Below are 25,939 nucleotides of genomic sequence, written 5' to 3' on the forward strand. Positions count from 1 at the left end.
TACTGTGTGCTCTGAATATCAGAGCACACAGACTAAACTTACCCGATGAAGCATTTAACTACAATTCAAATCGCTCGATTTATTATTAGCTTTAGTTGGCTTTATCATGGGCTGATGCCAAAACTTATCCATATTGCCCCCTTAGAACAACAAATGACGGCAAGTTTTGGTTTTAATGCTGAAATCTCAACGCTCATTACCCGAGCAGCTGGCATAAGTGAAATTATATTTGCCGTGCTGTTTTTTATTTTCTATCGTTCAATGTTAATCAATATTCTCAATATAGCTGCTTTAGTTGGGCTAATGCTGTTTGTTGCTGTTTTGCAGCCCGCACTGTTAGTCGAAGCGTTTAATCCTGTAACTACAAACCTTGCCATGATCGCGTTTAGTCTCGTGCTAATTAAAGAACTTAAAACTAAACCGAATAACAACGCTTAATTTCATCAATCATGGCATTTGCTAAAGGCGAGCTGGCATTTGTTTTTGAGGTGATCAATACCACAGGAATATCGTAGTGATATTTGTTTGGCTGGATAGCTTTAAAAATACCTTTTTCGACCCAGAACTGTGCGTAGTGATCGGGTAAATAACCAATAAATTCACCCGATAAAATTAAATGTGCGATACCTTCATCGTGATAAGCAACAGCACTGTTTTGATAGTTTAAACCGTCGTTTCGGCTTTCTTTATCGCGCATGTAGTTACTGGTAATGACTTCGGCTTCTTTAATGAGCTCATTGATTTGTTTGTCATCACACTCAAATAATGGGTGACCGACTGCGCAATACAAAAAGTTAGTTTCGTTGTGTAAGGCGGTGTAATTTAATCCGCGAATATGATGGCGGCTAACACCAATCCCCACTAACGAGCGGCCATTGGCTACTGCGGTTTCTACCTCTCGTGCCTCGCACACATTAATATCAAACTGAATGTTTTTACCTTTGCCTTTTAATCTTGCTATCGCGCGGGGAATGGCACAGCGTGGGTCGCTGACCATGGTATCTATCATGGCAATACTTAAACGTCCCGATAACTCGTTTTTAGAGCTGGCTACGGTATTAGCAAAGGCTTCGCATTGCTGAAGCAGTTCAATCGATGCCTGATAAGTGATGGCGCCAGCGTCTGTAATTTCAAAACCACTGCGGCCACGTTTACATAATTTAATACCAAGCCTTACTTCTAAATCTGATAAATGCGCACTGATGGTGGAGCGGCCAATATTCAAACGTGACTCAGCTGCTGAAAGCCCGCCACATTCAACAATTGCTACAAAAACGCGCAATAAGCGCAGGTCTACGTCATGAACTTGCATAGCTCTTCTTTTAGTTCGATAAATCTGGAATGAATAACGATAATTATGCATTTGTAAAACAACTAGAGCAAGCTAGACTCCATCTAAATAAAACTTAATCCTGTTCTTTAGGAGTTATAAATGACATTTAAGTATGGTGTTGACCAATTAACGTTAGACAGCGTTAATGCTATTGCAGCCGGTACGTTACAGGCAGAGCTTTGCCAAGAAGCAATTGATAAAATTAATAAAAGCCGCCAAAACGTAGACAAAATGGCTGCCTCAGATAAAGCCATTTATGGTATCAATACGGGCTTTGGTCCATTGTGTGATACACAAATTTCTCCAGAAGAAACTAACTTATTACAAAAGAACTTATTGATCACACACGCTGTTGGTGTGGGTGAGCCAATCGCTAAACCTATTTCAAAGCTGATGCTAATCACCAAAGTACATGCATTAAGCCAAGGTTTTTCGGGTATTCGTTTAACCGTAGTTGAGCGTATGCTTAAGTTTATTGAACTTGATATTATCCCTGTTGTACCAGAGCAAGGCTCAGTTGGCGCATCGGGCGACTTAGCACCGTTATCGCACTTATTCTTACCTCTTTTAGGTGAAGGTGAGTTTTGGGTAAACGACACAATCAAACCAGCAGCAGAGGTATTAAAAGAGCACGGTTTAGCGCCTTTAGAATTACATGCTAAAGAAGGCCTAGCGTTAATTAACGGTACTCAGTTTATTTTATCGCATGCCATTACTGCACTTACTAAAATGCGTTACTTATTAGACCTTGCAGATATCGCAGGTGCTATGAGTATTGAAGGTATGCAAGGTAGCGAATCGCCGTTCCGTGAAGAGTTACACGCAATTCGTGCTTTTAAAGGTAACGTAGAAGTTGCAGCGCGCATGCGTAGCTTTTTTGCAGGCTCTGAAAACATGGCTTCACATACTGATTGTGACCGTGTTCAAGACCCTTACTCACTGCGTTGTATTCCACAAGTTCATGGAGCATCACGTAACGCGTACTACCATTTAAAAGAGCTTGCTGAAACAGAAATGAACTCTGTAACAGATAACCCAATTGTGATCAGCGAAGAAGAAGCAATTTCGGGTGGTGGCTTCCACGGCCAACCACTTGCTATGGTTTTAGATTACGCTTCAATCGCAGCGGCAGAGCTTGGTAACATTGCAGATCGTCGTTGTTATTTATTGCTTGAGGGCTTACACGGCTTACCACGCTTGTTAACGACATCGGGTGGCTTAAACTCTGGCATGATGATCCCGCAGTATGTGACTGCGGCATTGGTAACAGAAAATAAATCATTGTGTTTCCCGCCATCAGCAGACAGCGTACCAACATCAATGGGCCAAGAAGATCACGTATCTATGGGTAGTATCTCTGGTCGTAAGTTAAACCAGATTTTAGGTAACCTTGATAAAATCTTTGCTATTGAGCTGATGTATGCAGCGCAAGCAATCGAATTTAGACGTCCTAACAAGTGTTCAGACATCATTGAAGAAAACTTTGCGCTAATTCGTAGCAAAGTTACCAAACTAGAAGAAGACCGCTTACTTAAGCCAGACATTGATGCCATGGTAGAACTTGTTAAATCGCAAGCGTTTAAAGTTAACTAAGGGAGCAAACAATGACTTTTCAAGAACAAATTAAGCAAGGTATCCCGAGCGTATTACCAGAGCCAAAACCGTACCCAAGTGATGCAAACCGTGCTCCAAAACGTAAAGACATTTTATCGGCTGACGAAAAGCAATTAGCGATTCGTAACGCATTGCGTTATTTCCCTAAAGAATGGCACAAAGAATTAGCCGCTGAATTTGCCGCTGAGCTTAAGCAATTTGGCCGTATTTATATGTATCGCTTTAAGCCTAACTATGAACTTAAAGCGCGCTCAATCAGCGATTACCCAGCTAAATGCGAACAAGCTGCCGCTATCATGTTAATGATCGACAATAACCTTGATCCTGCAGTAGCACAGCACCCTGAAGAGCTAATCACTTACGGTGGTAACGGTGCGGTATTCCAAAACTGGGCGCAGTACTTATTAACCATGAAGTACTTAAGCGAAATGGAAGAAGACCAAACGCTACACATGTACTCGGGTCACCCTATGGGGTTATTTCCATCATCAGTTGAAGCACCGCGCGTGGTTGTGACAAACGGTATGATGATCCCGAACTATTCAAAGCCGGATGATTGGGAAAAATTCAATGCACTAGGTGTAACTCAATACGGTCAAATGACTGCGGGTTCATTTATGTACATTGGCCCGCAAGGTATTGTTCACGGTACAACCATTACGGTCATGAATGCATTCCGTAAAGTGCTCGAAAAAGGCGAATCACCAAAAGGTAAGATCTTCTTAACTGCTGGTTTAGGCGGTATGAGTGGTGCGCAGCCTAAAGCGGGTAACATTGCTAATTGTATTACTGTGTGTGCTGAGGTTAACCCTAAGGCGGCTATTAAGCGTCATCAACAAGGTTGGGTTGATGAGCTAATTGATAACATGCCAGAGCTTGTTGAGCGTGTACGTACGGCCCAGCAAAATGAAGAAGTGGTTTCAATTGCTTTTATCGGTAACGTGGTTGATGTATGGGAAAGCTTCTTAGCAGAAGATATTTTCATTCACTTAGGTTCAGACCAAACTTCACTTCATAACCCTTGGTCAGGCGGTTACTACCCGGTTGATATCAGCTATGAAGAGTCAAATCGTTTAATTCGTGAAGAGCCAGAAGTATTTAAAGAAAAAGTACAAGCGACGCTTAAGCGCCACGCCGATGCTGTTAACAAGCACACGGCAAAAGGTACTTACTTCTTTGATTATGGTAATGCGTTCTTGCTAGAAGCATCACGCGCTGGTGGCGATGTAATGGCTGAAAACGGAATTGATTTTAAATACCCATCGTACGTACAAGATATTCTTGGCCCAATGTGTTTTGACTACGGTTTTGGTCCGTTCCGCTGGGTATGTACGTCAGGTAAACCAGAAGATCTTGATAAAACAGATGCGATTGCTGCAGACGTTTTAAATAAAATCATGGCGGACTCGCCTGAAGAGATCCAACAGCAAATGCAAGACAACATCACGTGGATCAAAGATGCGAAGCAAAACAAACTGGTTGTTGGTTCGCAAGCTCGTATTCTTTATGCAGACGCACAAGGCCGCGCTGAAATCGCTAAAGCCTTTAATGATGCCATTAATCGTGGCGAAATTGGTCCGGTTGTACTTGGCCGTGACCACCATGATGTAAGTGGCACTGATTCACCTTTCCGTGAAACATCAAACATCTATGATGGTAGCCGCTTCACAGCAGACATGGCGATTCACAATGTAATTGGTGATGGTTTCCGTGGTGCTACTTGGGTATCTATTCACAATGGTGGCGGTGTTGGCTGGGGTGAAGTGATCAACGGTGGTTTTGGTATGCTACTAGATGGTAGTGAAGCTGCCGAGCGTCGTTTGAAATCTATGCTATTATTTGATGTAAACAACGGTATTGCTCGTCGTAGTTGGGCGCGTAACGAAGAAGCTAATTTTGCGATTAAACGTGAAATGGCTCGTACCCCTAAACTTAAAGTGACCTTGTCTAATAACGTTGATGATGAAGTTTTATCAAACTTAGATTTCTAAGTTGTGTCAATGCAAAAAGGCCATGTTGTAAGTGCAACATGGCCTTTTTTATTGCCAAAAATTATTAAATAGCGCATCGTTTAGGGTATAAATTTTTAGCTTGGCGAATAAGGAGATAGATATGACTAAAACACTTACTGGTGGATGCTGCTGCGGCGAAGTCAGCTTTAAAGTCGCTGATAACTTTAGGCGTTTTTTCTTCTGCCATTGCGAACAATGCCGCAAACTAACCGGCACAGCCCATGCTGCAAACTTGTTTACTTCACCTGATGCTATCGAATGGGTAAAAGGCCAACTGCATATAACACGGTTTAATTACCCTGGCCGTGCATTATCTAGGGCGTTTTGTAAAACCTGTGGCTCTGCGCTGCCATTTGAATCACAAGACAGTAAATACCTACTTGTGCCTGCAGGCAGTTTAAATGAAGAGCCAAGTAAAGAATTAGACGCGCAAATATTCTGCGAAGAGCAAACCGAATGGCATAAAAAAGGATTAAATGGCAAAAAGCTGATTGGTTTTGGTCGCGATTAAGCCCGATTAAAGAGTAAAGTTAGCGAGACTCAAGGGGAAAGTTAGCGAGATACGAGAGTAAAGTTTGACCAGTTGGTCGAGTTTGATTAATCTGTAAAGCACATTTTAAAAGGAGGTTTTATATGTTTAAAGTTTTAACCTTAGCAGCTTTAGTCTCGTTAGCAGTACCTACCAACGCAAATGAAATTACAGCTGAGTTTCTTAAAAAAGAGCTAAAACTTGCTCATTCTCAGTACATCAAAGGTTCGAGCGATAGTGCGCTCTATGCGTTAAATGCACTTTCAAGAATTCTTGAGCTTGATAGCGCTAAAACGTTGCAAACAGAGTTAGGCCCAAATAACCTTGCTTTTACTTATCTTCGAATTGGACTCATTCATGAGCATGCTGGTGATCAGCAGCAAGCCAACAGCTATTTTGCCAAAGCGATGAATGCTCACCAAGGCGAAAAACTTCAGCTTGCAGAGCTCAAAGCTTATATAACTAAATTTGATATATCAGCTGCTCACTTAATTTAAATATAATTGGAAATACAAGGAAGACGATGATCAAATGGCACGAACTAAATAAATATCAAAAAGCTGCATTTTGGTGCTTGATAGCTATTGTTGGTTGGTTCTCACCTGAGATTGCACTGTTATTTCATTTTGGTGGAATAGAAGTTGTATTTGCTTTTTTAGCAATGTACAGCTTGCCTATCATCAGAGTAGTGCGTTCTTATTTTCAAAAAATTAGAGAAAACATGTTACTTGCCTATGTGTCATTTCAAAAAAGTGCCTCTGGTAAACCCAACGTATTTTTAATGCAAACGGCATTTTGCTGTCTTGCAATTGCACTCACCGGATCATTCTCTTTTGCAATGGTATTTTTAATGCCAGGAATGATGTTAAACAATATGCTTGTTTAATTGGGTTAAAGTTAGCGAGATACGAGAGTAAAGTTAGCGACATACAAGGGTAAAGTTTGCGAGTTACAAGTTGGTAGGAGGCGCTTTAACGCCGAACATCTAAGGTTCACGGCTGAAGCCGTTCTTACGAGAAAATCTCCACGGTTTTTGTCGCCATAAATGACGACCTACAAGGGCACCATCGTAGGCATAAAACGTGTTTCTCTGGTTTGTTTTTTAAATAGTCGCGGCGCAAAGGCGCCGCTGCTTGTGAAACTGTATAGGCTCTAACATCCTGACTCGCATCTCGCATCTCGCATCTCGCATCTCGCATCTCGCATCTCGCATCTCGCATCTCGCATCTCGCAATTTTAATCTTCTTTCTTAGATTTTTTCGCGAGAATTTCAACTTCGGCTTTTTCGGTTACGCCTGCCATACTGAGGGCTGTGCTGCCTACTGATTCATATTCAAGTTTGATTTTATCGAGTTTAGCGTCGTTTTTGTCTGGCAAATTTAAGCTACGTGATGACATTCCTTTAGTTAAAACACCTAGGTTATCAAATACTTTTTCTTCACCGTTGTTCATAACGACTTTAATTTTCTTAAGATTCACAGTGCCGTGGGTGCACTTAACTTTAATATGGCTGTAGTGGCTGCTGGTGATAGGATTAACGGTATCGGTTTCGCTTTTGTAGCTAACCTTTTTCTCTGCAATTGTTTTCCAGTCGTCATCACTAGCTAGGCTTTGAGTACTGGTTAAGGCCAAAAATGTGGTTAAAGCGATGAGTTTGACTATTTTCATTTGATTCCCTCCAAAAATTATCATCATTAAAATTTATAGCATATAAACAGATTGGTTGCCTATGCAAAGTTCATAAAATAGAACCAAAAACATTTTTTAATCGTATTAACTAATACGTTATAAATTCACCAACCTTAATCAGCATGCTATGCTAGTAAAGTGTCTATAAGTTTATGGATTTTCAATGAGATATTACTTTTGTTTAGTGGCTTTTTTACTATCAACCTCATCAATTGCCAGCGCTCTGCTGGATGTAAAGCCGAGCAATAAAACGCAGTTTTTGGCACTGATAAAAGACAAGCAAGGTGATTACAAAACAAAAGAGGGCAGTGATGCGGTTTGTCAAAACGCATCTTTTTCATTGATAAAAGACCCAACGCAAGGCTTTAGCTTAGGGACGTTAATCGATTTTAGTGACTTACATAACGGCACGCAGGTAAAGAAGGTACCTAACTTTTGTGTTGTCAGTTCGAAGTTAAAATACTTTGTAAATGGCATTGTTAGAACCAAGCGATATTTTCGCTGTGATAATGAAGACGACAACGGTTCAACAACAGAAGACCTGCGTTTTAAAGATAATGGCAATATTACTTATACACTGAGTAAACCTGACGTTTCTTGTGTGTTTGAAAAGCAATAATTGTATGCCTCGCGCAATTTTAAGCCTATGATGGGCTTTATTTTTAATTGAAAATCTTATGACTAGCCAATTTATTCAAGCATTTTTAGTACTTGCTGCTTTTTACATAGCAAGCCTTATTATTGACCGTGCTATTAAACAATTTCAACGTCGCTTTGATTCAACCGCTCTTGAAACTTTCCGGCTGATTTCTAACTCGCAGCGCGCTATTTTATTATTCATTGGTATTGTGCTGGCGTTATCGAAACTGGGTTTTGACGTAGCCGCGTTAGTTGCCGGCTTAGGCCTAACAGGCTTTGCTTTGGGTTTTGCGTTGAAGGATGCTATTTCAAACCTAGTAGCAGGTGTCATGATTGTGCTTTATAAACCCATTAAGCTTGGTAATTACATTGAAGTGAGTAATTCAAAGGGCACTGTGATTGACCTTAATTTGCGCTATATCACAATTAAAGGCGAGGGAGCGGTGCATTTAATTCCTAACTCTTTAATTTTAAGTAATAAAGTGTCAATCATTGATCGCGAAGACGATTAATCACAAATCTTAGCCATAAAAAAAGCAGCCTAGGCTGCTTTTTTAAGTTTTAGCAAATTACATTTGAGATTGCAGGTAATTCTCAAGCCCTGCGGTTTTGATTAACTGCTGCTGTGTTTCAAGCCAATCAATCTGTTCTTCTTGCTCATTTAAGATGTTATCTAGCGCTTCACGGCTGATGTAATCTTTTTTCTCTTCAGCAAGTTTAATTGCCGCTTTAAGATCAGGTAGAGAATCAAGTTCAAAGCTCATGTTAGCTTCGATCATTTCTTCAGAGTTTTCACCAATACGTAGGCGACCTAAATCTTGTAGGTTTGGTAAACCTTCTAAAAACAAAATACGCTCAATTAAACGGTCGGCGTTTTTCATTTTTTGAATAGATACTTTGTAATCAGCTTTGTCTAATTTTGAAAAGCCAAAATCTTTAAACATACGAGCGTGTAAAAAGTATTGGTTAATACCTACTAATTCATTCGCTAATACTTTATTAAGTGCAGCAATGACGCTTTTATCGCCTTTCATACCATTAGCCTCTATTCGCCCATTTGAGATTGATGGTAGTTTTGGCTACCAATTTTGTCGATTAGACCAAGCTGCTGTTCTAACCAGTAAACATGATCTTCTTCTGTATCAAATAATAACTTTTCAAGCACTTCGCGTGATTGATAGTCTTTTTCTTGCTCACAGATGGCAATTGCTTCTTTAACACAGTCAACCACTTCTAGTTCAAGTGTTAAATCGTTTTGCATCATGCTTTTAACGTCTGAGCCAATTAATAGATCACGACGTTTAGTCATGTTTGGTACGCCTTCTAAAAACAGAATACGTTTGATCAACCAATCAGCGTGATCTTTTTCTTCTTCCATTTCGTGGTTAAGACGCTCATACAGCTTATTTAGGCCCCAATCATCGTACATACGAGAATGAATAAAGTATTGATCTATAGCGGCTAATTCGTTTGCGAGTAGTTTGTTAAAACTATCGATGACTTTTTGGTTACCTTTCATAATGCTGTCCTCGAATTCCAAGTTGCGGTAATTGTAGTATATAAAAACAAGATTGCAAACTTTTTCCTTTGTAAATCAGTTGTTTACTATTGAGTGTGATTCTCGTTTAAGTTTGCGTTAATGGTTGATAAATGAACAATTTATCGTTTCTATTCTTAAATAAAAAAAGCCCTTACTAAGAAGGGCTTGTTGTTCTAAACAAAATTTAATTTAGAAACTATAGGTTGCACCAAGTGTAACAGTGGTACCTAAACCTTTAATGTTATAGCCACCATAGGTGTATGACTGGGCACGGGCAGGGTAGTAATCATTGTTAAATAGGTTTTCTACACCCATAAACGCTTGCCAGTTCTCGCTAAAGTTATAACGACCGCTTAGGTTAAATAGGTTGTAACTGCTAATTGGCCCTTGGTCGCCAACATAGTCGCCGTCTGCATTTGGTTCAAAGCGTTTGCGTGAACCCACATATAAATAACTCACCGTAAGTGATAACTCATCATTAGGCTGCCAGTTTAAATTAGCAGTGCCTTTTGGTGGGCTTATTTGGCGCGAACCTAAGTAAATGTCGTCTTCGGTGTTTTTACCTTCAACATAGCTGTAAGTTGCAACCAGTTTTAGAGTTGGGTTAATTTTATAATCAACTAATGTTTCGTAACCCCAAATCTCTTGCGGTGCACGTACCGGCTCATAAACACCGGTTACTTCATTAAAGCTATTCGTGGTGCCAAACTCTGATGTACTGCGGTAAGCTGCAAATTCAAAACGTAAGTTATCAAACTGTGAGGTAAAACCAATTTCATAGTTATCGATGATTGATGCTTCTGTTTGAATTAGACCAATATCATTCACCGTTGCTGAACGTAGTAGGCGGCCAATATCTGAGATATCAGACCCTTGTGAATAATTGGCAAATGGGCTGAAAGCCTCAAGTAAATTGTATTTAACACCTACATTATAAGTGGTTGCATCGTAATCAATGGTGTCGCCTTTTACGCTAAGTGGCACAGAGCACTGTGTTTCTGAACGGCAAAGCTTTAAGGTATTGTAATCATCAACGTTTAAATCAATGCTCTCTTGGCGCACACCCGCTTTAATGACTAAATCATTATTGATAACCCATTTTGTTTGTAAAAAGCCAGCAAGGCTTTCCATATCCATTTCTGGTACCCAAACACGGCCATCTACAAGTGGCTGAGACGTCACATCATTCAGTGCATCAAGGCCATAAATGAAGGTGGCTTCAACATTGTCAAAATCAACAAGGATATTAAAGGTAGCGCGTGCACCTTTCTTTTCAGAGCGAATAATTGATTGGCCGCCTTCGTAGCCTTCGTCTGGGTTAGCTAGGTTGGTAGAAAAGAAAAACACATTCTCGATATCCTGCATGTAAAGGTCGAGTGTCATTTGTGTATTAGTAAACAGGGCGTAGTCTGTGTATTTTAAGGTAATGTTTTCGTTACCATCTGGGCCTTGTGGTTTACCTTGCTTTTGTAGCTCTTTAGGTACATGAATAGCATAAGTTTTTTCGCCATCGTTTAGGTTACCAACAACATCACCTAAATCGGTTTTTTGTTGAGAGCTAAAGTAGTTATAGCTAAATTGCAGTTGCTTCTCATCGTCAAAATCATAACCAAGTTTGGTGAAGTAGTTTTCTGTTACTGCATCAGATAAACCATACTGTAAGCCAAGAATATCGCCTTCGGCGTCACGTTGAACACCATTTTCTTCGTAACTTGCGGTAAATAAATAGCTAAGTTTATCTGCTCGGCCATTAACCGCAGCAGAGACTCGCGCACCAGCGCTTTCTTCTAGTTTTACTGCACTAAAACGTGACGATAGGCTGATCTCACCTTCTGGCTGACCATCACTTGTAGCCTGTTTTGTGATGTAGTTAATAATACCGCCCGATGCACCATTACCATAAACAGAGGTAGCACCTTTGATCACTTCGATACGCGCAATGGCACTTGGGTCGAGTGTTTTAACTCCCAAAGAGCCGTTTCTGAGTGGTGTAGATTGTGGCACACCATCAATCATCACAAGTGGTGCACGGCCACGTAAACTCTGACCAGTATTACTCGAGCTACCCGTATCTGGTGCAAGGCCTGGTACCATTTGCGCAAGTAAGCTTTGTAGCTCTGGATTAACTTTTAAATGCTCTTCAATTTGCTTTTGGCTAATAATCGTTACAGAAGCGGGTACTTCATCAATGCTTTCAAATACACGGCTGCCTGATACAACAACGTGTTCCATTTCTTCTGCGGTAAGTTTTTTATTGATGGCATCATCAGCAAATGCTTGGCTGCTAATTGCAATAGCGACCAGAGTCAGTGAAGTTTTTAACATGTTTATCCTTGTTAAATCGGTATTTATTATGTGATTGTGCGGCAGTCTAAATGTAAAGAAGTGTAAAGGCAAGGCTAATGATAATTATTTGCAATAAATTGTTGGGTTATTTTAGTCATTTGTATCTGCTTGCTTAAGCCAAAGGGCTTAAATGGAGAGTCATGATAAATAGGGGATTGTCGTGTTTAATAGTTACCAAGTAACTGCAGATTAAAGCGGCTTTAGCTTAAAAAACGTTTTAAGTCGTCTGGAATAGGCATTGGTTTGAAAGGGCTAACATTAGTGCCGCCGGTGTTACCGAGAGGGACCCAAATACGCGAAAATACAATTGAAGCTGCCATGCGAGCAAACTGACCAATTATTTCCTTGGCATTATGGGTTTTAAAAGCAATTTTACACATCCACCAATGAGAGTAAGTATGCGCAATGATATAGCTTTGACCCAGTATATGAGCCCGCTCTAGGTGATAAAAAGCGGTTTTGTAATCTGCTTTCTTATAACTCGTTTCAGCCAATATCATTTCGGTGTTAAAGGCATTTTTGAGCTCAATATTCATGGCGAATGGTATGTTTAGTAAAAGTCGTTTATTTGTAGTGCCGTTTGTACCAAAAGTAAACACCTGAAATCGTGAAAAATAACGGTGACAAAGCAAATAGCAACCACAGTAATTGCACAATAGGGCCTGCAAAATCACCAATATGAAATTTATATTTAAAGTTCCATGTTTGGGTGGTCCAAGAACTTTGGCTGGCATCATAGCTTGCAACAATATCTGCTGAATATGGGTTTGCCCATACCCAACTATAGGCATGGCTTTCACCCGGGTTCTCTATTCTAAAGCCAATGTTATCAGTTGGCTTTTTCGGTAAATAAATTCTAAATAACTTACCCTTAGGAAATACAGTTTGTGCGTTATCAAACGCTTTTTGAACTTGAAAAGGCGTATCCGCTAAAGGGGGAATAACGGCTTGCGGTTTTGGTCTATCTTCAACTGTGCCTTGCATCACAAATTCTAATACGGCTTTGGTTTGTGGCTTCCAGTTAAACGCCATACCTGTGTAAGCAATTAAAATGAGTGGAATTAAAAAGTACACACCCAGAACGGTATGCAGCTGATACATCAACACTCTAAATTTTGCTTTACGTTTAATAGCCAAGCGTTTAATACGATTTTTTGGTTTAACCCAAATATAAAAGCCGAGCAGAATTTCAATAATAAGAATAAGTGCGCACAGCGAAACCCAGTTTCTTAGCGGGCGGTTTTTATCGCCATCTTCATAAAGCAGCCAGCGGTGCAAAGCCATGGTAAAGCCATAAATCGTAGTGTAGTAATCGTACTCATATAACACTTGACCATTGTATGGATTAACACTGACATAGCGGTTGTTTGCCAACTGTAATTGCCACGCAAGATCACTTCGCTGCTCAGGCATTAACAGGGTAACGGGTTGTCTAGTTGAAGCTGAAACATGTTTTATGAGGTCATCAAAATCAAGTGCTGAAGCCGCAGGTGTTACAGTCCATTTATCGCTTTGAGTAAGGTATTGAATGTCTTTTGCGTAAATAAGCAACGCACCGGTCAAACTTAAACAAATCAAAAATAAACCACTTACTAAGGCAAGCAATAAATGCGTACGACGTAACCACAACTTCAACAAGGTTTGTTCCTTCAGTTTGCTGTTAAAACAAAACTGAATAGTAAATGATAACGCGTAACATTTACACTAAAACTTGTTCTATGGTGCAGCTTTCAATTGCAAAGTTATCATGTAAAAAGTGACGTATTTCATCATTATTGATGTTTTGCTTGGCACTAAACTTGAGCTCGCAATGAACGTGATGATCATCTATTTGCCACGTTTTGAGGTAATCAATATTAGTGATGGCAAATTGGGTTTTCAGCTCCGTAATAGCTGCTGTTAAAGCAAAATTATCAGGGGCTGCTTGCATTAAAATTTTACTGCTCGCAATTAACAGCAAAACACCATGATAAATGACATACACAGAAATCAGCATAGTGGCAATTAAATCAACAATATACCATTGATAAAGAATGATTAAGGTACCTGCTATAATCACCACCACAGAAGCTAATGCATCAGACACATTATGTATAAACGCAGCACGAATATTCATACTGTCTTTTGCGCCTGCTTTGTAAGTTAAAAGGGCGGTGACAAGGTCAACAACCAGTGCAAACCCTGCAACCCAAATTATGATCCAACCATCAATGGGCTCAGGGTTTAAATAGTTGGAGATAGCTTCAACAATTAAGTAACCACCAATCACAATTAAACTTAAGCTGTTAAATAGGGTTGCTAAAATTTCAGCGCGTTTATAGCCGTATTGATAACGATCATTAGCAGGTTTGGCACCAATTTTTCGGGCGATTAGGGCAATGAATAACGATGAGGCATCACTTAAATTATGCAGTGCATCAGCAATTAACGATAAACTGCCAGAAACAAGGCCGCCAATCACCTGAGCGACAGTTAATAACACATTGATTGCAACTGCCAGCATGAGTTGGCGGGTGCTTTGGTTATTTGTATCGTGATGATGGTGGTGTCCGTGTCCCATAGAAAATACCGAGTTATTGATTTGCTTTATTTTTATACCATGCGTGCCGTGGTATTAAAATGTTTGTAATGCATTGTTCGTGTACAGATTATAATTTGCTGTTCAAATGCCGGTAGATTTGTTAATTTAGCGCCGTTGTACCAATTTTTAGTTCTAATTTTTAGGCTCAATGTGAAAGCTGCATTTTTTATTTTGATTAGCGTATTATTGCTCCAGCCACTGCTGGATAGCTTTGATGTGGCTGATCATAATGCTGCGTTTAATCACACCTCGGTGCTGTTATCAGAAGAAATGACCTTGAAGCCCATTGCACTGCCAATGGCGATCACCAGTTACATCAATCAGAGCATGCCGAGCTTAGCAAACAGTTGTCTGACTCAGCCGAAAAAGGCCATTGTCATGTTTGTCACAGCCCTGCGTTTGTCGATTCGCTGCAATTGTCTGAACCTACTGGTATCTATTTCACTAAAATTGAATCACTTGATTTCAACTTCAAATCGGCTGACTTAGCACCGCTACATCGCCCACCTATTTCAGCTCTTACTTAATCAAAAACCCTTTTTTAGATTTTTTGGGCTTAGCCCATTTTAAGTAAGAGACACTCTATGTATTTAAGAAATTTTATGCGTTACGCATTGCTGTGCGTATGCTATATGACTGTGACAAATATTTATGCGACAGAACAAGCGCATAATCATCAAGAAAATGAGCAAGCTGAACATGCTAATGAAGTCAGTTTAACTGAGCAGCAACAGCAACTAGCTAATATCAAGGTTGAGCGCCTTGTGCTGAAAAAACACAATCAAACCTTGTATGCACCGGGCGAAATTAAAGCCAATGGCTACGCCAGTTATGTGGTGTCACCGCGTGTTGATTCTATCGTTGTAAAACGCCATGCCTTATTAGGGCAGCATGTAAATAAAGGAGACTCTTTAGTCACTTTATTTAGTGGCGAAGTAGCCAGCCAGCAAACTGAATTTAGATTAGCAGAAGCCGAGTGGCAACGTGTTACTAAAATGACCGCGGGTACAGTCAGCGAAAAACAAATCTTAACTGCCAAAGCCGAGTATGAAGTGGCTTATAGCCGATTAGTTGCCTTTGGTTTATCAAAACAAGCTATTGCACAAACACTCACCATAAGCCCAGAAAAACTCGGTGAATACACCTTGTTTGCACAAACATCGGGGGCTGTTTTAACCGATAACTTTGCGCAAGGTCAGCGAGTTGATTCGGGGATTGAGCTGATGCTAATAGCCGATGAATCTGCGCTTTGGGTTGCTGCTCAGCTTTCAGCTAATCAAGACCGTATTATCAGTAATGGCTCTACGGCGCTGTTAGAAGTTAACGGCAATCGCTATCAAGCAAGGGTTATTCAAGAAGCACATACCATTGATGAACAAACACGTTCACGAACTGTTAGGCTCGAGGTAAAAAACACCCAGCATAGTTTGCACCCAGGCATGTTTGCGGATGTGTATTTTCATTTTGAAACAGACCAAGAGGTACTTGCCGTACCTGAAAACGCATTAACACGTAGTGCAGATGGTGATTGGCAGTTATTTGTCGTTGATGACGATGGTGGCTTTGCTGCCCAAGAAGTAACCCTTGGCAGAAGTTTTGGTGATTATCGTGAAGTTTTGGTGATTATCGTGAAGTATTAGGCATTAAAGCCGGGCTTGAAGTTGTCACCCAAGGTGCTTTTTTTATTGCATCACAGCTAGCTAAAGGCGGATTTGATCCGCATAACCACTAGAGGTGATGCATGTTTAATTTATTAATAGGGGCGGTGATAAAGAACCGTCTTCTGGTTGTATTAGCCTTGCTTGCAGCGATTGCGGTGAGTGCATTTATGATCCCAAAACTTAATCTAGACGCCTTTCCTGATGTGACGAATGTGCAAGTTGCGGTGAATACCGAAGCGCCAGGGCTTGCGGCTGAAGAAGTTGAGCAGCTGATCACCTACCCGATAGAAGCGGTTATGTATGCACTTCCCGATGTAGAGCAGGTCCGCTCTATTTCTAAAACAGGGTTATCGGGCGTCACTGTGGTGTTTAAAGAAGGCGTCGATATTTACTTTGCTAGGCAACTGGTTTTTGAACGTTTGCAGTCTGCTAAAGAGTTGATCCCAGATGGTGTGGGTATGCCAACCATGGGCCCTAATACATCAGGACTTGGACAAATCTATCAGTATTTACTTGAAGCAAAGCCAGATGCCAACATAGATAGCATGGCACTGCGTAGTTTAAATGATTGGGTGGTTAAATTACTTATATTACCTATTGATGGTGTGACCGATATTTTGTCATTTGGCGGTGAGGTTAAGCAGTATCAAGTGAACATAAACCCCAATAAGTTACTTGCTTATGACTTAACACAGCAAGATGTTAGTAACGCACTAGATGCTAACAACAGTAATGTGGGTGGCTGGTATATGAACCGTGGTCAAGAGCAGCTTGTTATTCGTGGTACAGGTTGGTTTACCCCAGGCGAAAAAGGGCTTGCTGAGATTGCACAAACACCTATCAAAACCATTGATGGGACGGTCGTTAAAGTGGCTGATGTTGCGAATGTTGAACTTGGTAGTGAAATCCGCCAAGGCGCTGTCACCTTATCTAAACGCAATGAACAAGGCGAAATAGTCAATCGTGGTGAAGTGGTGACTGGTATCGTGCTGAAAAGAATGGGCGCTAATACCAAGCAAACAATTGATGGCATTAACGCGCGTGTCGAGATGATAAATCAAGCACTGCCAAAGGGGGTTGAATTTAAAGCCATTTACGACCAAGCAGAGCTTATTAGCCAAGCGGTACAAACGGTTATAGATGCACTGCTTTTAGCTTTTGTGTTTATTATCATTGTATTAGCGCTATTTTTGTTGGATTTAAGAGCAACATTTTTGGTGTTACTGTCAATCCCTATCTCGATTGGCTTAGCATTGAGTGTAATGGCATGGCTTGGCTTGTCGGCAAACTTAATGTCGTTAGGTGGGATTGCTGTTGCAATCGGTATGCTTGTAGATGGCTCTGTTGTGATGGTTGAGAATGTATTTAGGCACTTAGGGCTTAAGCATAACCAACATAAGCCTTCTTCACAGCTGGTTGCTATTGCTGCAAAAGAAGTCGCACGGCCCATCTTTTTTGCCTCTCTGATCATACTAACGGTATTTTTACCGCTGTTTAGCTTTGAAGGCGTTGAGGCCAAGTTATTTCAGCCAATGGCTGTAAGTATTATGTTGGCGATTATTAGCGCTGTGATCGTTGCCTTGGTTGTGGTGCCAGCTCTGTGCGTGTACTTATTTGCCAAGGGCGTGACAATAAAGCAAAGTATTCTGTTAAAACCTATCGATATCCTTTATCAACGGGCTTTACAAAAAGCATTGCAGGCTAAACGTAGCGTTTTAGCTATAGCAGGGTTATTACTGATTGTAGCGGCTGTTATGCTTCCAAGGTTGGGCACTGAATTTGTGCCAGAGCTTGAAGAAGGCACTATTAACCTTCGTGTGACACTTGCTCCATCTGCAAGTCTCGATACGGCAATCTTAGTTGCACCAAAGCTTGAAGCCATGTTGCTTGAATTTAGTGAGGTAGAATATGCGCTTAGCCGAATCGGTAGGGCTGAAGTAGGGGGAGATCCTGAACCGGTTAATAACATTGAAATCTATTTAGGCTTAAAACCTCATGAGCAATGGGTAAACGCGAAAACGCGGGTCGAATTACAGCAACTAATGGAAGCCAAGCTTGAGCAATTCCCAGGACTTTTGTTTAACTTTTCACAGCCTATAGCAACGCGAGTAGATGAGCTTTTATCCGGTGTTAAAGCGCAATTGGCAATAAAATTATTTGGTAGTGACCTGGGCGTTTTAACTGAAAAAGGCCAACAAATTGAGCAGTTAGTTCAGCAAATACCTGGTGCTAAAGATGTCGCGATGGAGCAAATAGGCGGTGAAGCACAGCTGATAGTTAAACCTAACCGTTTGGCATTGTCGCGCTTTGGTTTATCGGTGGCTGATTTGATGGATGTAGTTCAGCACAGTATTGGCGGGCAATCTGCAGGGCAAATCATTAATGCCAATGAGCGCTATGATATTTATGTGCGCATAGCAAAAAGCTTTCGGCAAAACCCAAATGTGATTGCTGATCTTAGATTGCAAACCCCCACGGGTGCCATTGTAAGGGTGGGGGATGTAGCCGATGTACAAATTGAGTCTGGCGCTCCGCAAGTTCGTCGCGATGATGTTCAAAGGCGGGTGGTTATTCAAGCGAATGTGCAGGGGCGAGATATGGGATCTGTAGTTGCCGATATACGCGCTACCATTGCCGATAAAATGCAGCTACCAAGTGGTTACAGTGTGGCGATTGGCGGGCAGTTCGAAAACCAACAACGGGCACAGCAGCGGCTGATGATAGTAGTGCCTGTAGCCTTGTTACTCATTGCGTTATTGCTTTATTTTGCTTTTAGTAACCTATCGCAAGTGGTGCTTATTCTAGTCAATGTTCCCTTGGCTGTGATTGGTGGGGTTATTGCATTATATGTCTCTGGGCAATACTTATCTGTACCAAGTTCAGTAGGGTTTATCACACTGTTTGGTGTTGCTGTATTGAATGGTGTGGTGATGGTCGAAAGTATTAATCAAAGGATTAGTGCAGGAGATAGCAAAGACAAAGCGGTATTTGAAGGTGCTGTTTCAAGGCTTAGGCCGGTACTTATGACTGCGCTTACTTCAATGCTTGGGCTAATTCCAATGCTCCTTAGCACAGGAATAGGCGCCGAAATACAAAAGCCACTTGCTACGGTTATTGTTGGCGGCTTGGTCAGTGCAACCTTCTTAACTTTATTTGTACTTCCGGTACTTTATAAGTCGATAAGTAAATAAAGCATGATGGGGCTAACTTTTAGTAGCCCCTTTTTAAATGCCGTGTATTTCTGTAAAGGGCGTTTACACCATGCTAAAGCCCTTATAAACTGGGCGTTACAATAATGATGTAAAAAAGGAATACAGAGTGAGTAACGCAATTACAATTCGTCCGGCAGTCGCAAGTGATGCTGCAACAATCCTACATTTTATTACCGAACTTGCTATTTACGAAAAAGAACCCGACGCAGTTAAAACAGACGAGCAAGCTATTTTAAAAACGTTATTCAGTGAAGGCGCAACGGCGCATAGTGTTATTTGCTTAGACGGCGACACACCAATTGGTTTTGCAGTGTATTTTTATAATTACTCTACATGGCTTGGCAAAAATGGTTTGTATTTAGAAGATCTTTACGTCAGTGCAGATAGCCGTGGTAAAGGTGCTGGTAAGCAAATTATGCAATACCTAGCTAAGCAAGCACTCGAAAAAGACTGTGGTCGTTTTGAGTGGGTGGTACTTGATTGGAATAAACCAGCCATTGATTTTTACGACAGCATTGGTGCTAAACCACAAAACGAATGGATTATTTACCGCCTAACAGGCCAAGAGCTTATCGACTTTGCGCATCAATAAGTAATGTTGTTATAGCTTAAAACCAACAAATAACAATATAAATAAAAATCATTTGCATTTGATCTTTTCTGTGTGTAGTTTAAATACACATAGAATGATTGGTATAAGTGCAGGTGATTTTTATGACTCAAACAACACGCCACACACCGTTAACTTCGAACGCCATTGATGATGCGCTTGCCCCTTGGCAAAGTGCTATTTATCAAGGCAACTTAGCATTTGAATCTGGCGAGCTTATTACTGCGCGTGGTCATTACACGGTTGCCAGCAGCTGCGCTGAAACACTACTCGCGCAATTTTCTAATATTCCAATCAACCAGTCGGTAACTCGCTCGTTAGAGCATTGTATTGCAGCATTTGTTGTTGCCACTTTGAATCTTGCCGACACCTTTAAAGTCATGCAAAAACCCGATAAAGCCTGCACCTGGCTTTGCCATGCTCATCAACGATTAAGCGTGCTATTAAATCACCCTGAGCAGCAGGTTCGCACCTTGGTGCTGCACCATCATCACAAAACCTATTATGAGCTGGTTAAGTTTGCGAGCATGGCATCGGCATTTCCGACACTCATTAACCGAATCAATCAGCTATTAGCTGACCATCCCCACAAAACGCAGTTATTACATTAACGATAAGGAATCAGTATGCCTTTTACATTACCCGATTTAGCGTATGACTATGATGCACTTGAACCGCACATTGATGCAAAAACCATGGAAATTCATCACACTTTGCATCATCAAACCTATATTAATAAAGCGAATGCTGCACTAGAGGGCAGTCATTACTCTGAGCAAGATGCTGAAACATTACTACGCACTATTTCATCAATGCCTGAGTCTTTACAAAAAGCAGTACAAGAACATGTGGGTGGCCATCATAATCACTCATTATTTTGGCAAATTATGTCACCTAATGGCGGTGGTACGCCAAGTGCAGAGTTAAACACTGCCATTGTTGATACATTTGGTAGCTTTGACGCATTTAAAGAGCAATTTACTAATGCCGCGGTAAGCCGCTTTGGCAGTGGTTGGGCGTGGTTATGTGTTGATGAAAATAACCAGTTGGTCGTTGAAAGTAGCCTCAATCAAGATAGCCCATTAATGCATAATCATACGCCTATTTTAGGGCTTGATGTGTGGGAGCACGCGTATTACTTGAAGTATCAAAATCGTCGTCCTGAATATATTGCGGCATTTTACGAAGTGATCAATTGGCCGGAAGTTGAGCGCCGATATTTAGCCGCAATTAAATAGCTGTTTAAATAGTTAAGGTCCGAAACTGGCTAGTCAAAAAATAATATTCAGTTAATCTAACGGTATTAGCGTGTAACGAGAACAATTATGACTAGCCAACAATGGCAAACTGCAAGGCAAAGCCGAGACCCTCGCTTTGATGGGGTGTTTTTTGTGGCGGTAAAAAGCACTGGCATTTATTGCAGACCCATTTGCCCTGCACCAACGGCACAAGAAAAGAACGTTGAATACTACCAATACGCGCACTTGGCTGCGCAGGATGGTTTTCGACCCTGTATTCGCTGTCGCCCAGATAGTGCACCGAATAGCCCAGCTTGGCTAGGTACTAAAACAACCGCATTACGTGCCAAACAACTGATTGATAAAGGTGAGGCCTACGACTGTGAGGTTTTAGCCGACAGACTCGGGGTGTCGAGCCGCTATTTACGCCGTTTGTTTAACCAACATTTTGGGCTGTCGATAACCCAATATCGATTATTTAACCAATGCAATTTTGCCAAGCAGCTATTACAACAAACAGATTTATCAGTGGCAGATATCGCATTTGCTTCTGGTTTTAATAGTATTCGCCGTTTTAACGATGCTTTTTTAAAGCAGTTAAATATTGCCCCTTCAAAGTTACGTAAGTCTGATAAAAAACCAGCCTCAACATTAACTCTAACACTAGCATTTAGGCCGCCTTATAACTGGCAAGCACTCCATGACTTTTTGCAGCGCCGTTTAATCAGTGGCCTAGAATGGTTGAGCGCAACGAGCTATGGTCGCACTTTTAAAGACAAATATTGCCAAGGGCAATTCACAGCGCATTTTGTTGATCATAAAAATCATTTTAAAGTGGTTATTGATATCGATAACACCCTCTATTTACAGCAAGTGATCCATAACATTCGTCGTGTGCTTGATTTAGACGCCGACACGCACACTATTGAACAGCATTTAGATGCAGAGCTTAAAGGCGCAATGCCACTTTGTGTTGGGCTGCGTTTACCGGGAATTTGGTCAGACTATGAAGCGGGCATACGAGCTGTTCTTGGTCAGCAAGTGAGTGTTACAGCAGCTCATAACCTAGTAACACAGCTTGTGAGTGAGTTTAATCAGCAAAGTAATAACCACTATTTTCCAACTCCTGATTGGGTTGCCAATTCTGAACTCGATTTTTTTAAAATGCCACAATCACGCAAAGATGCGCTACGGCGTTTAAGTGCCTATTGTCAGCAAAACCCAGATAATCAAGAGCTTGATAATTGGTTAGAGCTCAAAGGCATTGGCCCATGGACAGTTAATTACGCCAAACTACGCGGTCAAAGCCACCCTGATATTTTATTGGCGGGCGACTTAGGGGTTAAAAAAGCCCTCGCTGGAATCAGCGAATTTAATAGCGAGCACTGCGCGCCATTTCGCTCTTATTTAACTTTTCAACTATGGCAACAATTATGAGTATGCAACAAGTTATTATGCCAAGCCCCATTGGCGATATTACCATTCAAAGTACGTCAAAAGGCGTCAGTTACGTTGGCTTCTATCCAGTGGTTGCAATGCAAACAGAGGCTGTTGATGAGCACACCCTTACACCCATTTTAATGTGTATAAGTGAGCTTAATGAATACTTTAACGGTGAGCGTACACGTTTTACAGTTCCACTAGATACCCAAGGTACTCACTTTCAAAGGCAAGTGTGGCGTGCGCTGATGGATGTTGAGTTTGGTCAAAGCAAAAGCTACCAAGATATTGCACTTGCGATTAATAACCCAAAAGCGGTGCGTGCAGTGGGCGCTGCAAATGGTAAAAACCCGATTAGTATTATTGTGCCGTGCCATCGAATTATTGGCGCAAACGGTAAACTCACAGGCTATGCAGGAGGCCTTGAAAGAAAAGAGTGGTTACTGAAACACGAAGGCTTGTTATAAAACAGCAATTTTACTGGGACAACGATTGAGGTAATAAGAGTAAGGTAATAGATGATGTTGTCGCGCGATTAGGGTAGCATATTGCGACTTTAAAATTTGGGCAACATCATGGCACAGCTGTACTTTTATTATTCTGCAATGAATGCAGGCAAATCTACCACACTTTTACAATCTGCATTTAACTACCGCGAACGTGGTATGGAACCGGTTATTTTAACAGCGGCTATTGATGATAGAGCAGGTGTTGGCAAGGTGTCTTCACGTATTGGTTTACAGGCTGATGCGCATATTTTTGATGCAGATAAAGATGTATTTGAATTGATCAAATCATTAAATGCAGAGCAAAAGCGCCATTGTATTTTAGTTGATGAGTGTCAGTTTTTATCAAAAGACCAAGTAATGCAATTAACAGATGTGGTTGATGAACTTGGTATTCCAGTGCTGTGTTATGGCTTACGTAACGATTTTAGAGGCGAGCTATTTAGTGGCTCACAATATCTACTTGCCTGGGCTGACAAACTAATTGAGTTGAAAACTGTGTGTCATTGTGGTCGTAAAGCTAATCATGTATTGCGTACCGATGAGCATGGCAATGCGATTGCAGACGGTAATCAGGTAGAAATTGGCGGCAACGACCGATATGTATCGGTGTGCCGCAAACATTATAAAGAAGCGTTAAATCTCGGCCGCTAATGCCGAGATAAAGCTATCAATATCTTGCTTAGTGACGCCTAAATGGGTCACTAAGCGCAGTGGTTTACCCGGTGAAAATAGCATGTTTTGCTCTTTTAATGCATGTGCCACTGCTTTTAAATCGATATGTTCGGCAACATTTGCGTAAACAATGTTGGTATCGATTTGAAAAGTTGAAGTATCAAAACCAGTTAACGTGTTTAACTGCTCAGCCAAATACGCCGCGTTATCGTGATCTTCAGCAAGCCTTGCTACGTGATGCTCAAGTGCATACTGGCCAGCGGCTGCCAGCATACCCGCTTGGCGCATACCACCACCAAGTACTTTACGCCAGCGGCGCGCTTTATCAATCAGTGCTTTGCTACCTAGTAATAGTGAGCCAACCGGCGCACCGAGTCCTTTTGACAAGCAAATAGACACTGAATCAAAATACTGGGTGATCTCAGTGATATCAACACCTAACTTAACCGCCGCGTTATATACGCGGGCACCGTCTAAGTGCAGAGCAAGGTTATGTTTATCAACACATTCTCTAGCTTCTTTAAGATAACTAAGCGGGAGAACTTTGCCGCCAATGGTGTTTTCTAAGCTAAGTAGTTTGGTTTTAGCAAAGTGAAAGTCATCAGCTTTAATCGCAGCCACAACTTTGTTTAAATCTATGCTGCCATCGGCATTATTTTCAATTGGTTGCGGCTGAATAGAACCTAATACAGCGGCACCGCCACCTTCAAATTTGTAGTTATGTGCTTGTTGACCACAAATGTATTCGTCGCCACGTTCACAATGTGCCATCAATGCAAGTAAATTGGCTTGCGTGCCTGAGCTACAATAAAGGGCGCTTTCGAAGCCATGACGCTCAACTGCAAATTGTTCAAGCTGATTAACGCTTGGATCGTCGCCATAAACGTCGTCACCTACTGGGGCGTCATTCATGACCGCGCGCATGGCTGCTGTTGGTTTTGTAACTGTGTCTGAACGAAAGTCGATCATCTTATTATCCTTATACTAGTTCGTTAAGAATGGCTTCGCGGTCGGCTTGGTCAAAATAGCTCCAAGCAATAAAGCGACTTATTTTTTGGCCTTGTGCCATTTTTATAACTTTTACTTCTTTCACATCAAGTGTGCTAAGTAGCTTTTTTACATGCGGTAAAGTGTCAGACTTAGAAACAAGTGATGTAAACCAAATACATTGCTCTGCAAACTCTTGGCTCTCAATGCACATTTTACTGATAAATTCGCGCTCACCGCCCTCACACCAAAGCTCGTTTTGGCGGCCACCAAAATTAAGTGCTTTTTGTGGCGCTTTGTTAAGGTTTTTCCATTTACGCTCAGTGCCTGCTTTGGCCTGTTGCTCACTGGCATGAAACGGCGGGTTGCATAAAGTAAGATGAAAAACATCTTTATTCGATATCACGCCCGTAAACATTTTATCGGCGTTATTTTGATGCTTAACATTAATTTTCAGGCGGTTGAATTGCACGATTTGTTTGGCAATTTTAACAGACAAGGCATCAATATCTGAACCTGTGAAGTGCCAGCCATATTCGTGATTACCAGTAAGCGGGTAAATCACATTTGCACCCGTGCCTACATCAAGCACTTTTACTTGCTTACCCGTCGGAATATGACCTTGGTTATCGCTTGCTAATAAATCGGCCAAGTGATGAATGTAATCCACTCTGCCAGGAACCGGTGGGCAAAGGTAGTTGTCGGGCAAATCCCAAAAATCTATTTTATAATGGCTTTTTAATAACGCTTGGTTGAGGGTTTTAACCGCTAATGCATTGGTGAAATCAATGGTATCAGTGCCCGCTGGCGTTTGCGTTATATAAGGTGTTAGGGCAGGAGTATCTTTGCATAGCAAAGTAAAGTCGTAGCCATTTAAGTGGCGATTTCGCGGATGCATTAAGGAAAACCTATCTGTTAGCCATATCAAAGGCTGATTGTACCAAATAAATCTTTGCTCTGAGTTAGTTTGCGGTGGATATTTTTGCTTAGTAGTATTAATACATGGTGAGCAAAAATAAGTTGAAAACTGATCGAGTGGATTTGCTTAAAGTATGGGCTAGTTGAGGTCAAGAGCGAAAGAACGGGCATATTGGCCATGATACAAGCAACTAAAATTTGTGTTTAAAATATTTCGACACAAATTGGATCACATTGGGTACTACCATAAGGCATTTAAAGCTGATAAATTCGTAAGTGATTGGCGTTGTTTCCTAAAAGTTTGAACTATCTTGCCAGCCTGTGATCAGATCATCTATATCCTACTAGCCCGTGCAACAACAATGAGCAAAATCACAAACTGGTCTCACTATAATCAAGCCCTCGTTAA

At 41.2% G+C, this 25,939-nt stretch carries 27 protein-coding genes; 17 read left to right on the forward strand and 10 right to left on the reverse strand.

What is annotated here, in order from left to right; translation table 11 throughout:
- Positions 1-45: 45 nt before the first annotated feature.
- Positions 46-438 (forward strand): DoxX-like family protein, encoded by a 393-nt coding sequence (locus tag ABMY41_RS09820; protein ID WP_349274582.1) that lies wholly within the window; start codon positions 46-48, stop codon positions 436-438.
- Here ABMY41_RS09820 and ABMY41_RS09825 read toward each other — a convergent pair.
- Positions 416-1,312 carry a LysR family transcriptional regulator gene (locus ABMY41_RS09825; RefSeq protein ID WP_251601946.1) on the reverse strand — a complete coding sequence of 299 codons (897 nt, stop codon included), beginning with the start codon at positions 1,310-1,312 and terminating at the stop codon, positions 416-418. The genes ABMY41_RS09820 and ABMY41_RS09825 overlap by 23 nt on opposite strands.
- Before the next feature lie 120 nt (positions 1,313-1,432).
- On the opposite strand from ABMY41_RS09825, the gene hutH reads away from it, so the two are divergent.
- The 5 genes from hutH to ABMY41_RS09850 all read left to right on the forward strand — a co-directional run bounded on the left by hutH (position 1,433) and on the right by ABMY41_RS09850 (position 6,374).
- The gene (gene hutH / locus ABMY41_RS09830; protein ID WP_175081512.1) at positions 1,433-2,926 is read left to right on the forward strand and encodes a histidine ammonia-lyase; all 1,494 of its coding nucleotides are present in this window, start codon (positions 1,433-1,435) and stop codon (positions 2,924-2,926) included.
- An 11-nt stretch (positions 2,927-2,937) separates the two neighbouring features.
- Entirely contained in the window at positions 2,938-4,938 is a 2,001-nt protein-coding gene (locus ABMY41_RS09835; protein WP_054563828.1) for a urocanate hydratase, read from the forward strand.
- Positions 4,939-5,059: 121 nt separating this feature from the next.
- A complete protein-coding gene (locus ABMY41_RS09840) occupies positions 5,060-5,470 on the forward strand; it encodes a GFA family protein (RefSeq protein ID WP_349274583.1) in 411 nt (136 codons plus the stop codon).
- 122 nt (positions 5,471-5,592) lie between these two features.
- Entirely contained in the window at positions 5,593-5,985 is a 393-nt protein-coding gene (locus ABMY41_RS09845) for a hypothetical protein (protein ID WP_349274584.1), read from the forward strand.
- A gap of 26 nt (positions 5,986-6,011) precedes the next feature.
- Positions 6,012-6,374, forward strand: a complete 363-nt coding sequence (locus ABMY41_RS09850; RefSeq protein WP_349274585.1) for a hypothetical protein — start codon at positions 6,012-6,014, stop codon at positions 6,372-6,374.
- 350 nt (positions 6,375-6,724) lie between these two features.
- Here ABMY41_RS09850 and ABMY41_RS09855 read toward each other — a convergent pair whose 3' ends face one another.
- The gene (locus ABMY41_RS09855) at positions 6,725-7,156 is read right to left on the reverse strand and encodes a hypothetical protein (RefSeq protein ID WP_252949661.1); all 432 of its coding nucleotides are present in this window, start codon (positions 7,154-7,156) and stop codon (positions 6,725-6,727) included.
- 184 nt (positions 7,157-7,340) lie between these two features.
- On the opposite strand from ABMY41_RS09855, the gene ABMY41_RS09860 reads away from it, so the two are divergent.
- A complete protein-coding gene (locus ABMY41_RS09860; protein WP_349274586.1) occupies positions 7,341-7,796 on the forward strand; it encodes a hypothetical protein in 456 nt (151 codons plus the stop codon).
- Between the two features lie 58 nt (positions 7,797-7,854).
- Positions 7,855-8,328 (forward strand): mechanosensitive ion channel domain-containing protein, encoded by a 474-nt coding sequence (locus ABMY41_RS09865; protein ID WP_054552094.1) that lies wholly within the window; start codon positions 7,855-7,857, stop codon positions 8,326-8,328.
- 57 nt (positions 8,329-8,385) lie between these two features.
- Here ABMY41_RS09865 and bfr (ABMY41_RS09870) read toward each other — a convergent pair whose 3' ends face one another.
- The 6 genes from bfr (ABMY41_RS09870) to ABMY41_RS09895 all read right to left on the reverse strand — a co-directional run bounded on the left by bfr (ABMY41_RS09870) (position 8,386) and on the right by ABMY41_RS09895 (position 14,262).
- The gene (gene bfr / locus ABMY41_RS09870) at positions 8,386-8,850 is read right to left on the reverse strand and encodes a bacterioferritin (RefSeq protein ID WP_054552095.1); all 465 of its coding nucleotides are present in this window, start codon (positions 8,848-8,850) and stop codon (positions 8,386-8,388) included.
- 11 nt (positions 8,851-8,861) lie between these two features.
- Positions 8,862-9,335: a bacterioferritin gene (gene bfr, locus ABMY41_RS09875; RefSeq protein WP_054552096.1), complete on the reverse strand. Its 474-nt coding sequence runs from the start codon at positions 9,333-9,335 to the stop codon at positions 8,862-8,864.
- A 210-nt stretch (positions 9,336-9,545) separates the two neighbouring features.
- Positions 9,546-11,681 (reverse strand): TonB-dependent receptor, encoded by a 2,136-nt coding sequence (locus ABMY41_RS09880; RefSeq protein WP_349274587.1) that lies wholly within the window; start codon positions 11,679-11,681, stop codon positions 9,546-9,548.
- Between the two features lie 221 nt (positions 11,682-11,902).
- Positions 11,903-12,238, reverse strand: a complete 336-nt coding sequence (locus ABMY41_RS09885; RefSeq protein WP_349274588.1) for a DUF3703 domain-containing protein — start codon at positions 12,236-12,238, stop codon at positions 11,903-11,905.
- A gap of 28 nt (positions 12,239-12,266) precedes the next feature.
- Positions 12,267-13,337 (reverse strand): PepSY-associated TM helix domain-containing protein, encoded by a 1,071-nt coding sequence (locus ABMY41_RS09890; RefSeq protein ID WP_349274592.1) that lies wholly within the window; start codon positions 13,335-13,337, stop codon positions 12,267-12,269.
- Positions 13,338-13,401: 64 nt separating this feature from the next.
- On the reverse strand, positions 13,402-14,262 hold the full coding sequence (locus tag ABMY41_RS09895) for a cation diffusion facilitator family transporter (protein ID WP_289096319.1): 861 nt from the start codon (positions 14,260-14,262) through the stop codon (positions 13,402-13,404).
- 171 nt (positions 14,263-14,433) lie between these two features.
- Here ABMY41_RS09895 and ABMY41_RS09900 point away from each other — a divergent pair, with 171 nt between their 5' ends.
- The 9 genes from ABMY41_RS09900 (at position 14,434) to ABMY41_RS09940 (ending at position 23,604) form a co-directional block, all read left to right on the forward strand.
- Positions 14,434-14,772, forward strand: coding sequence for a hypothetical protein (locus tag ABMY41_RS09900; protein ID WP_349274589.1), 339 nt, complete (start codon positions 14,434-14,436; stop codon positions 14,770-14,772).
- Positions 14,773-14,867: 95 nt separating this feature from the next.
- The gene (locus ABMY41_RS09905; protein ID WP_349274590.1) at positions 14,868-15,923 is read left to right on the forward strand and encodes an efflux RND transporter periplasmic adaptor subunit; all 1,056 of its coding nucleotides are present in this window, start codon (positions 14,868-14,870) and stop codon (positions 15,921-15,923) included.
- 101 nt (positions 15,924-16,024) lie between these two features.
- A complete protein-coding gene (locus tag ABMY41_RS09910) occupies positions 16,025-19,135 on the forward strand; it encodes a CusA/CzcA family heavy metal efflux RND transporter (protein ID WP_289096317.1) in 3,111 nt (1,036 codons plus the stop codon).
- Between the two features lie 127 nt (positions 19,136-19,262).
- Complete coding sequence (locus ABMY41_RS09915) at positions 19,263-19,748, forward strand: GNAT family N-acetyltransferase (RefSeq protein ID WP_062565571.1); 486 nt, start codon at positions 19,263-19,265, stop codon at positions 19,746-19,748.
- A gap of 122 nt (positions 19,749-19,870) precedes the next feature.
- Positions 19,871-20,377 (forward strand): hypothetical protein, encoded by a 507-nt coding sequence (locus ABMY41_RS09920; protein ID WP_287245001.1) that lies wholly within the window; start codon positions 19,871-19,873, stop codon positions 20,375-20,377.
- 15 nt (positions 20,378-20,392) lie between these two features.
- On the forward strand, positions 20,393-21,004 hold the full coding sequence (locus ABMY41_RS09925; RefSeq protein ID WP_287245005.1) for a superoxide dismutase: 612 nt from the start codon (positions 20,393-20,395) through the stop codon (positions 21,002-21,004).
- An 87-nt stretch (positions 21,005-21,091) separates the two neighbouring features.
- The gene (locus ABMY41_RS09930; protein WP_289096314.1) at positions 21,092-22,441 is read left to right on the forward strand and encodes an AlkA N-terminal domain-containing protein; all 1,350 of its coding nucleotides are present in this window, start codon (positions 21,092-21,094) and stop codon (positions 22,439-22,441) included.
- A 2-nt stretch (positions 22,442-22,443) separates the two neighbouring features.
- Positions 22,444-22,911 carry a methylated-DNA--[protein]-cysteine S-methyltransferase gene (locus tag ABMY41_RS09935; RefSeq protein WP_287245010.1) on the forward strand — a complete coding sequence of 156 codons (468 nt, stop codon included), beginning with the start codon at positions 22,444-22,446 and terminating at the stop codon, positions 22,909-22,911.
- A 108-nt stretch (positions 22,912-23,019) separates the two neighbouring features.
- Entirely contained in the window at positions 23,020-23,604 is a 585-nt protein-coding gene (locus ABMY41_RS09940) for a thymidine kinase (protein ID WP_062565567.1), read from the forward strand.
- On the opposite strand, the gene ltaE is transcribed toward ABMY41_RS09940, so the two are convergent.
- Both ltaE and rlmF read right to left on the reverse strand, forming a co-directional pair.
- The gene (gene ltaE / locus ABMY41_RS09945) at positions 23,587-24,594 is read right to left on the reverse strand and encodes a low-specificity L-threonine aldolase (protein WP_105173448.1); all 1,008 of its coding nucleotides are present in this window, start codon (positions 24,592-24,594) and stop codon (positions 23,587-23,589) included. The genes ABMY41_RS09940 and ltaE overlap by 18 nt on opposite strands.
- Positions 24,595-24,604: 10 nt before the next feature.
- A complete protein-coding gene (gene rlmF / locus ABMY41_RS09950) occupies positions 24,605-25,510 on the reverse strand; it encodes a 23S rRNA (adenine(1618)-N(6))-methyltransferase RlmF (protein ID WP_287243113.1) in 906 nt (301 codons plus the stop codon).
- Positions 25,511-25,939 lie beyond the last annotated feature (429 nt).

The organism is Pseudoalteromonas sp. BZA4 (assembly GCF_040104395.1).
GTDB lineage: Bacteria > Pseudomonadota > Gammaproteobacteria > Enterobacterales > Alteromonadaceae > Pseudoalteromonas.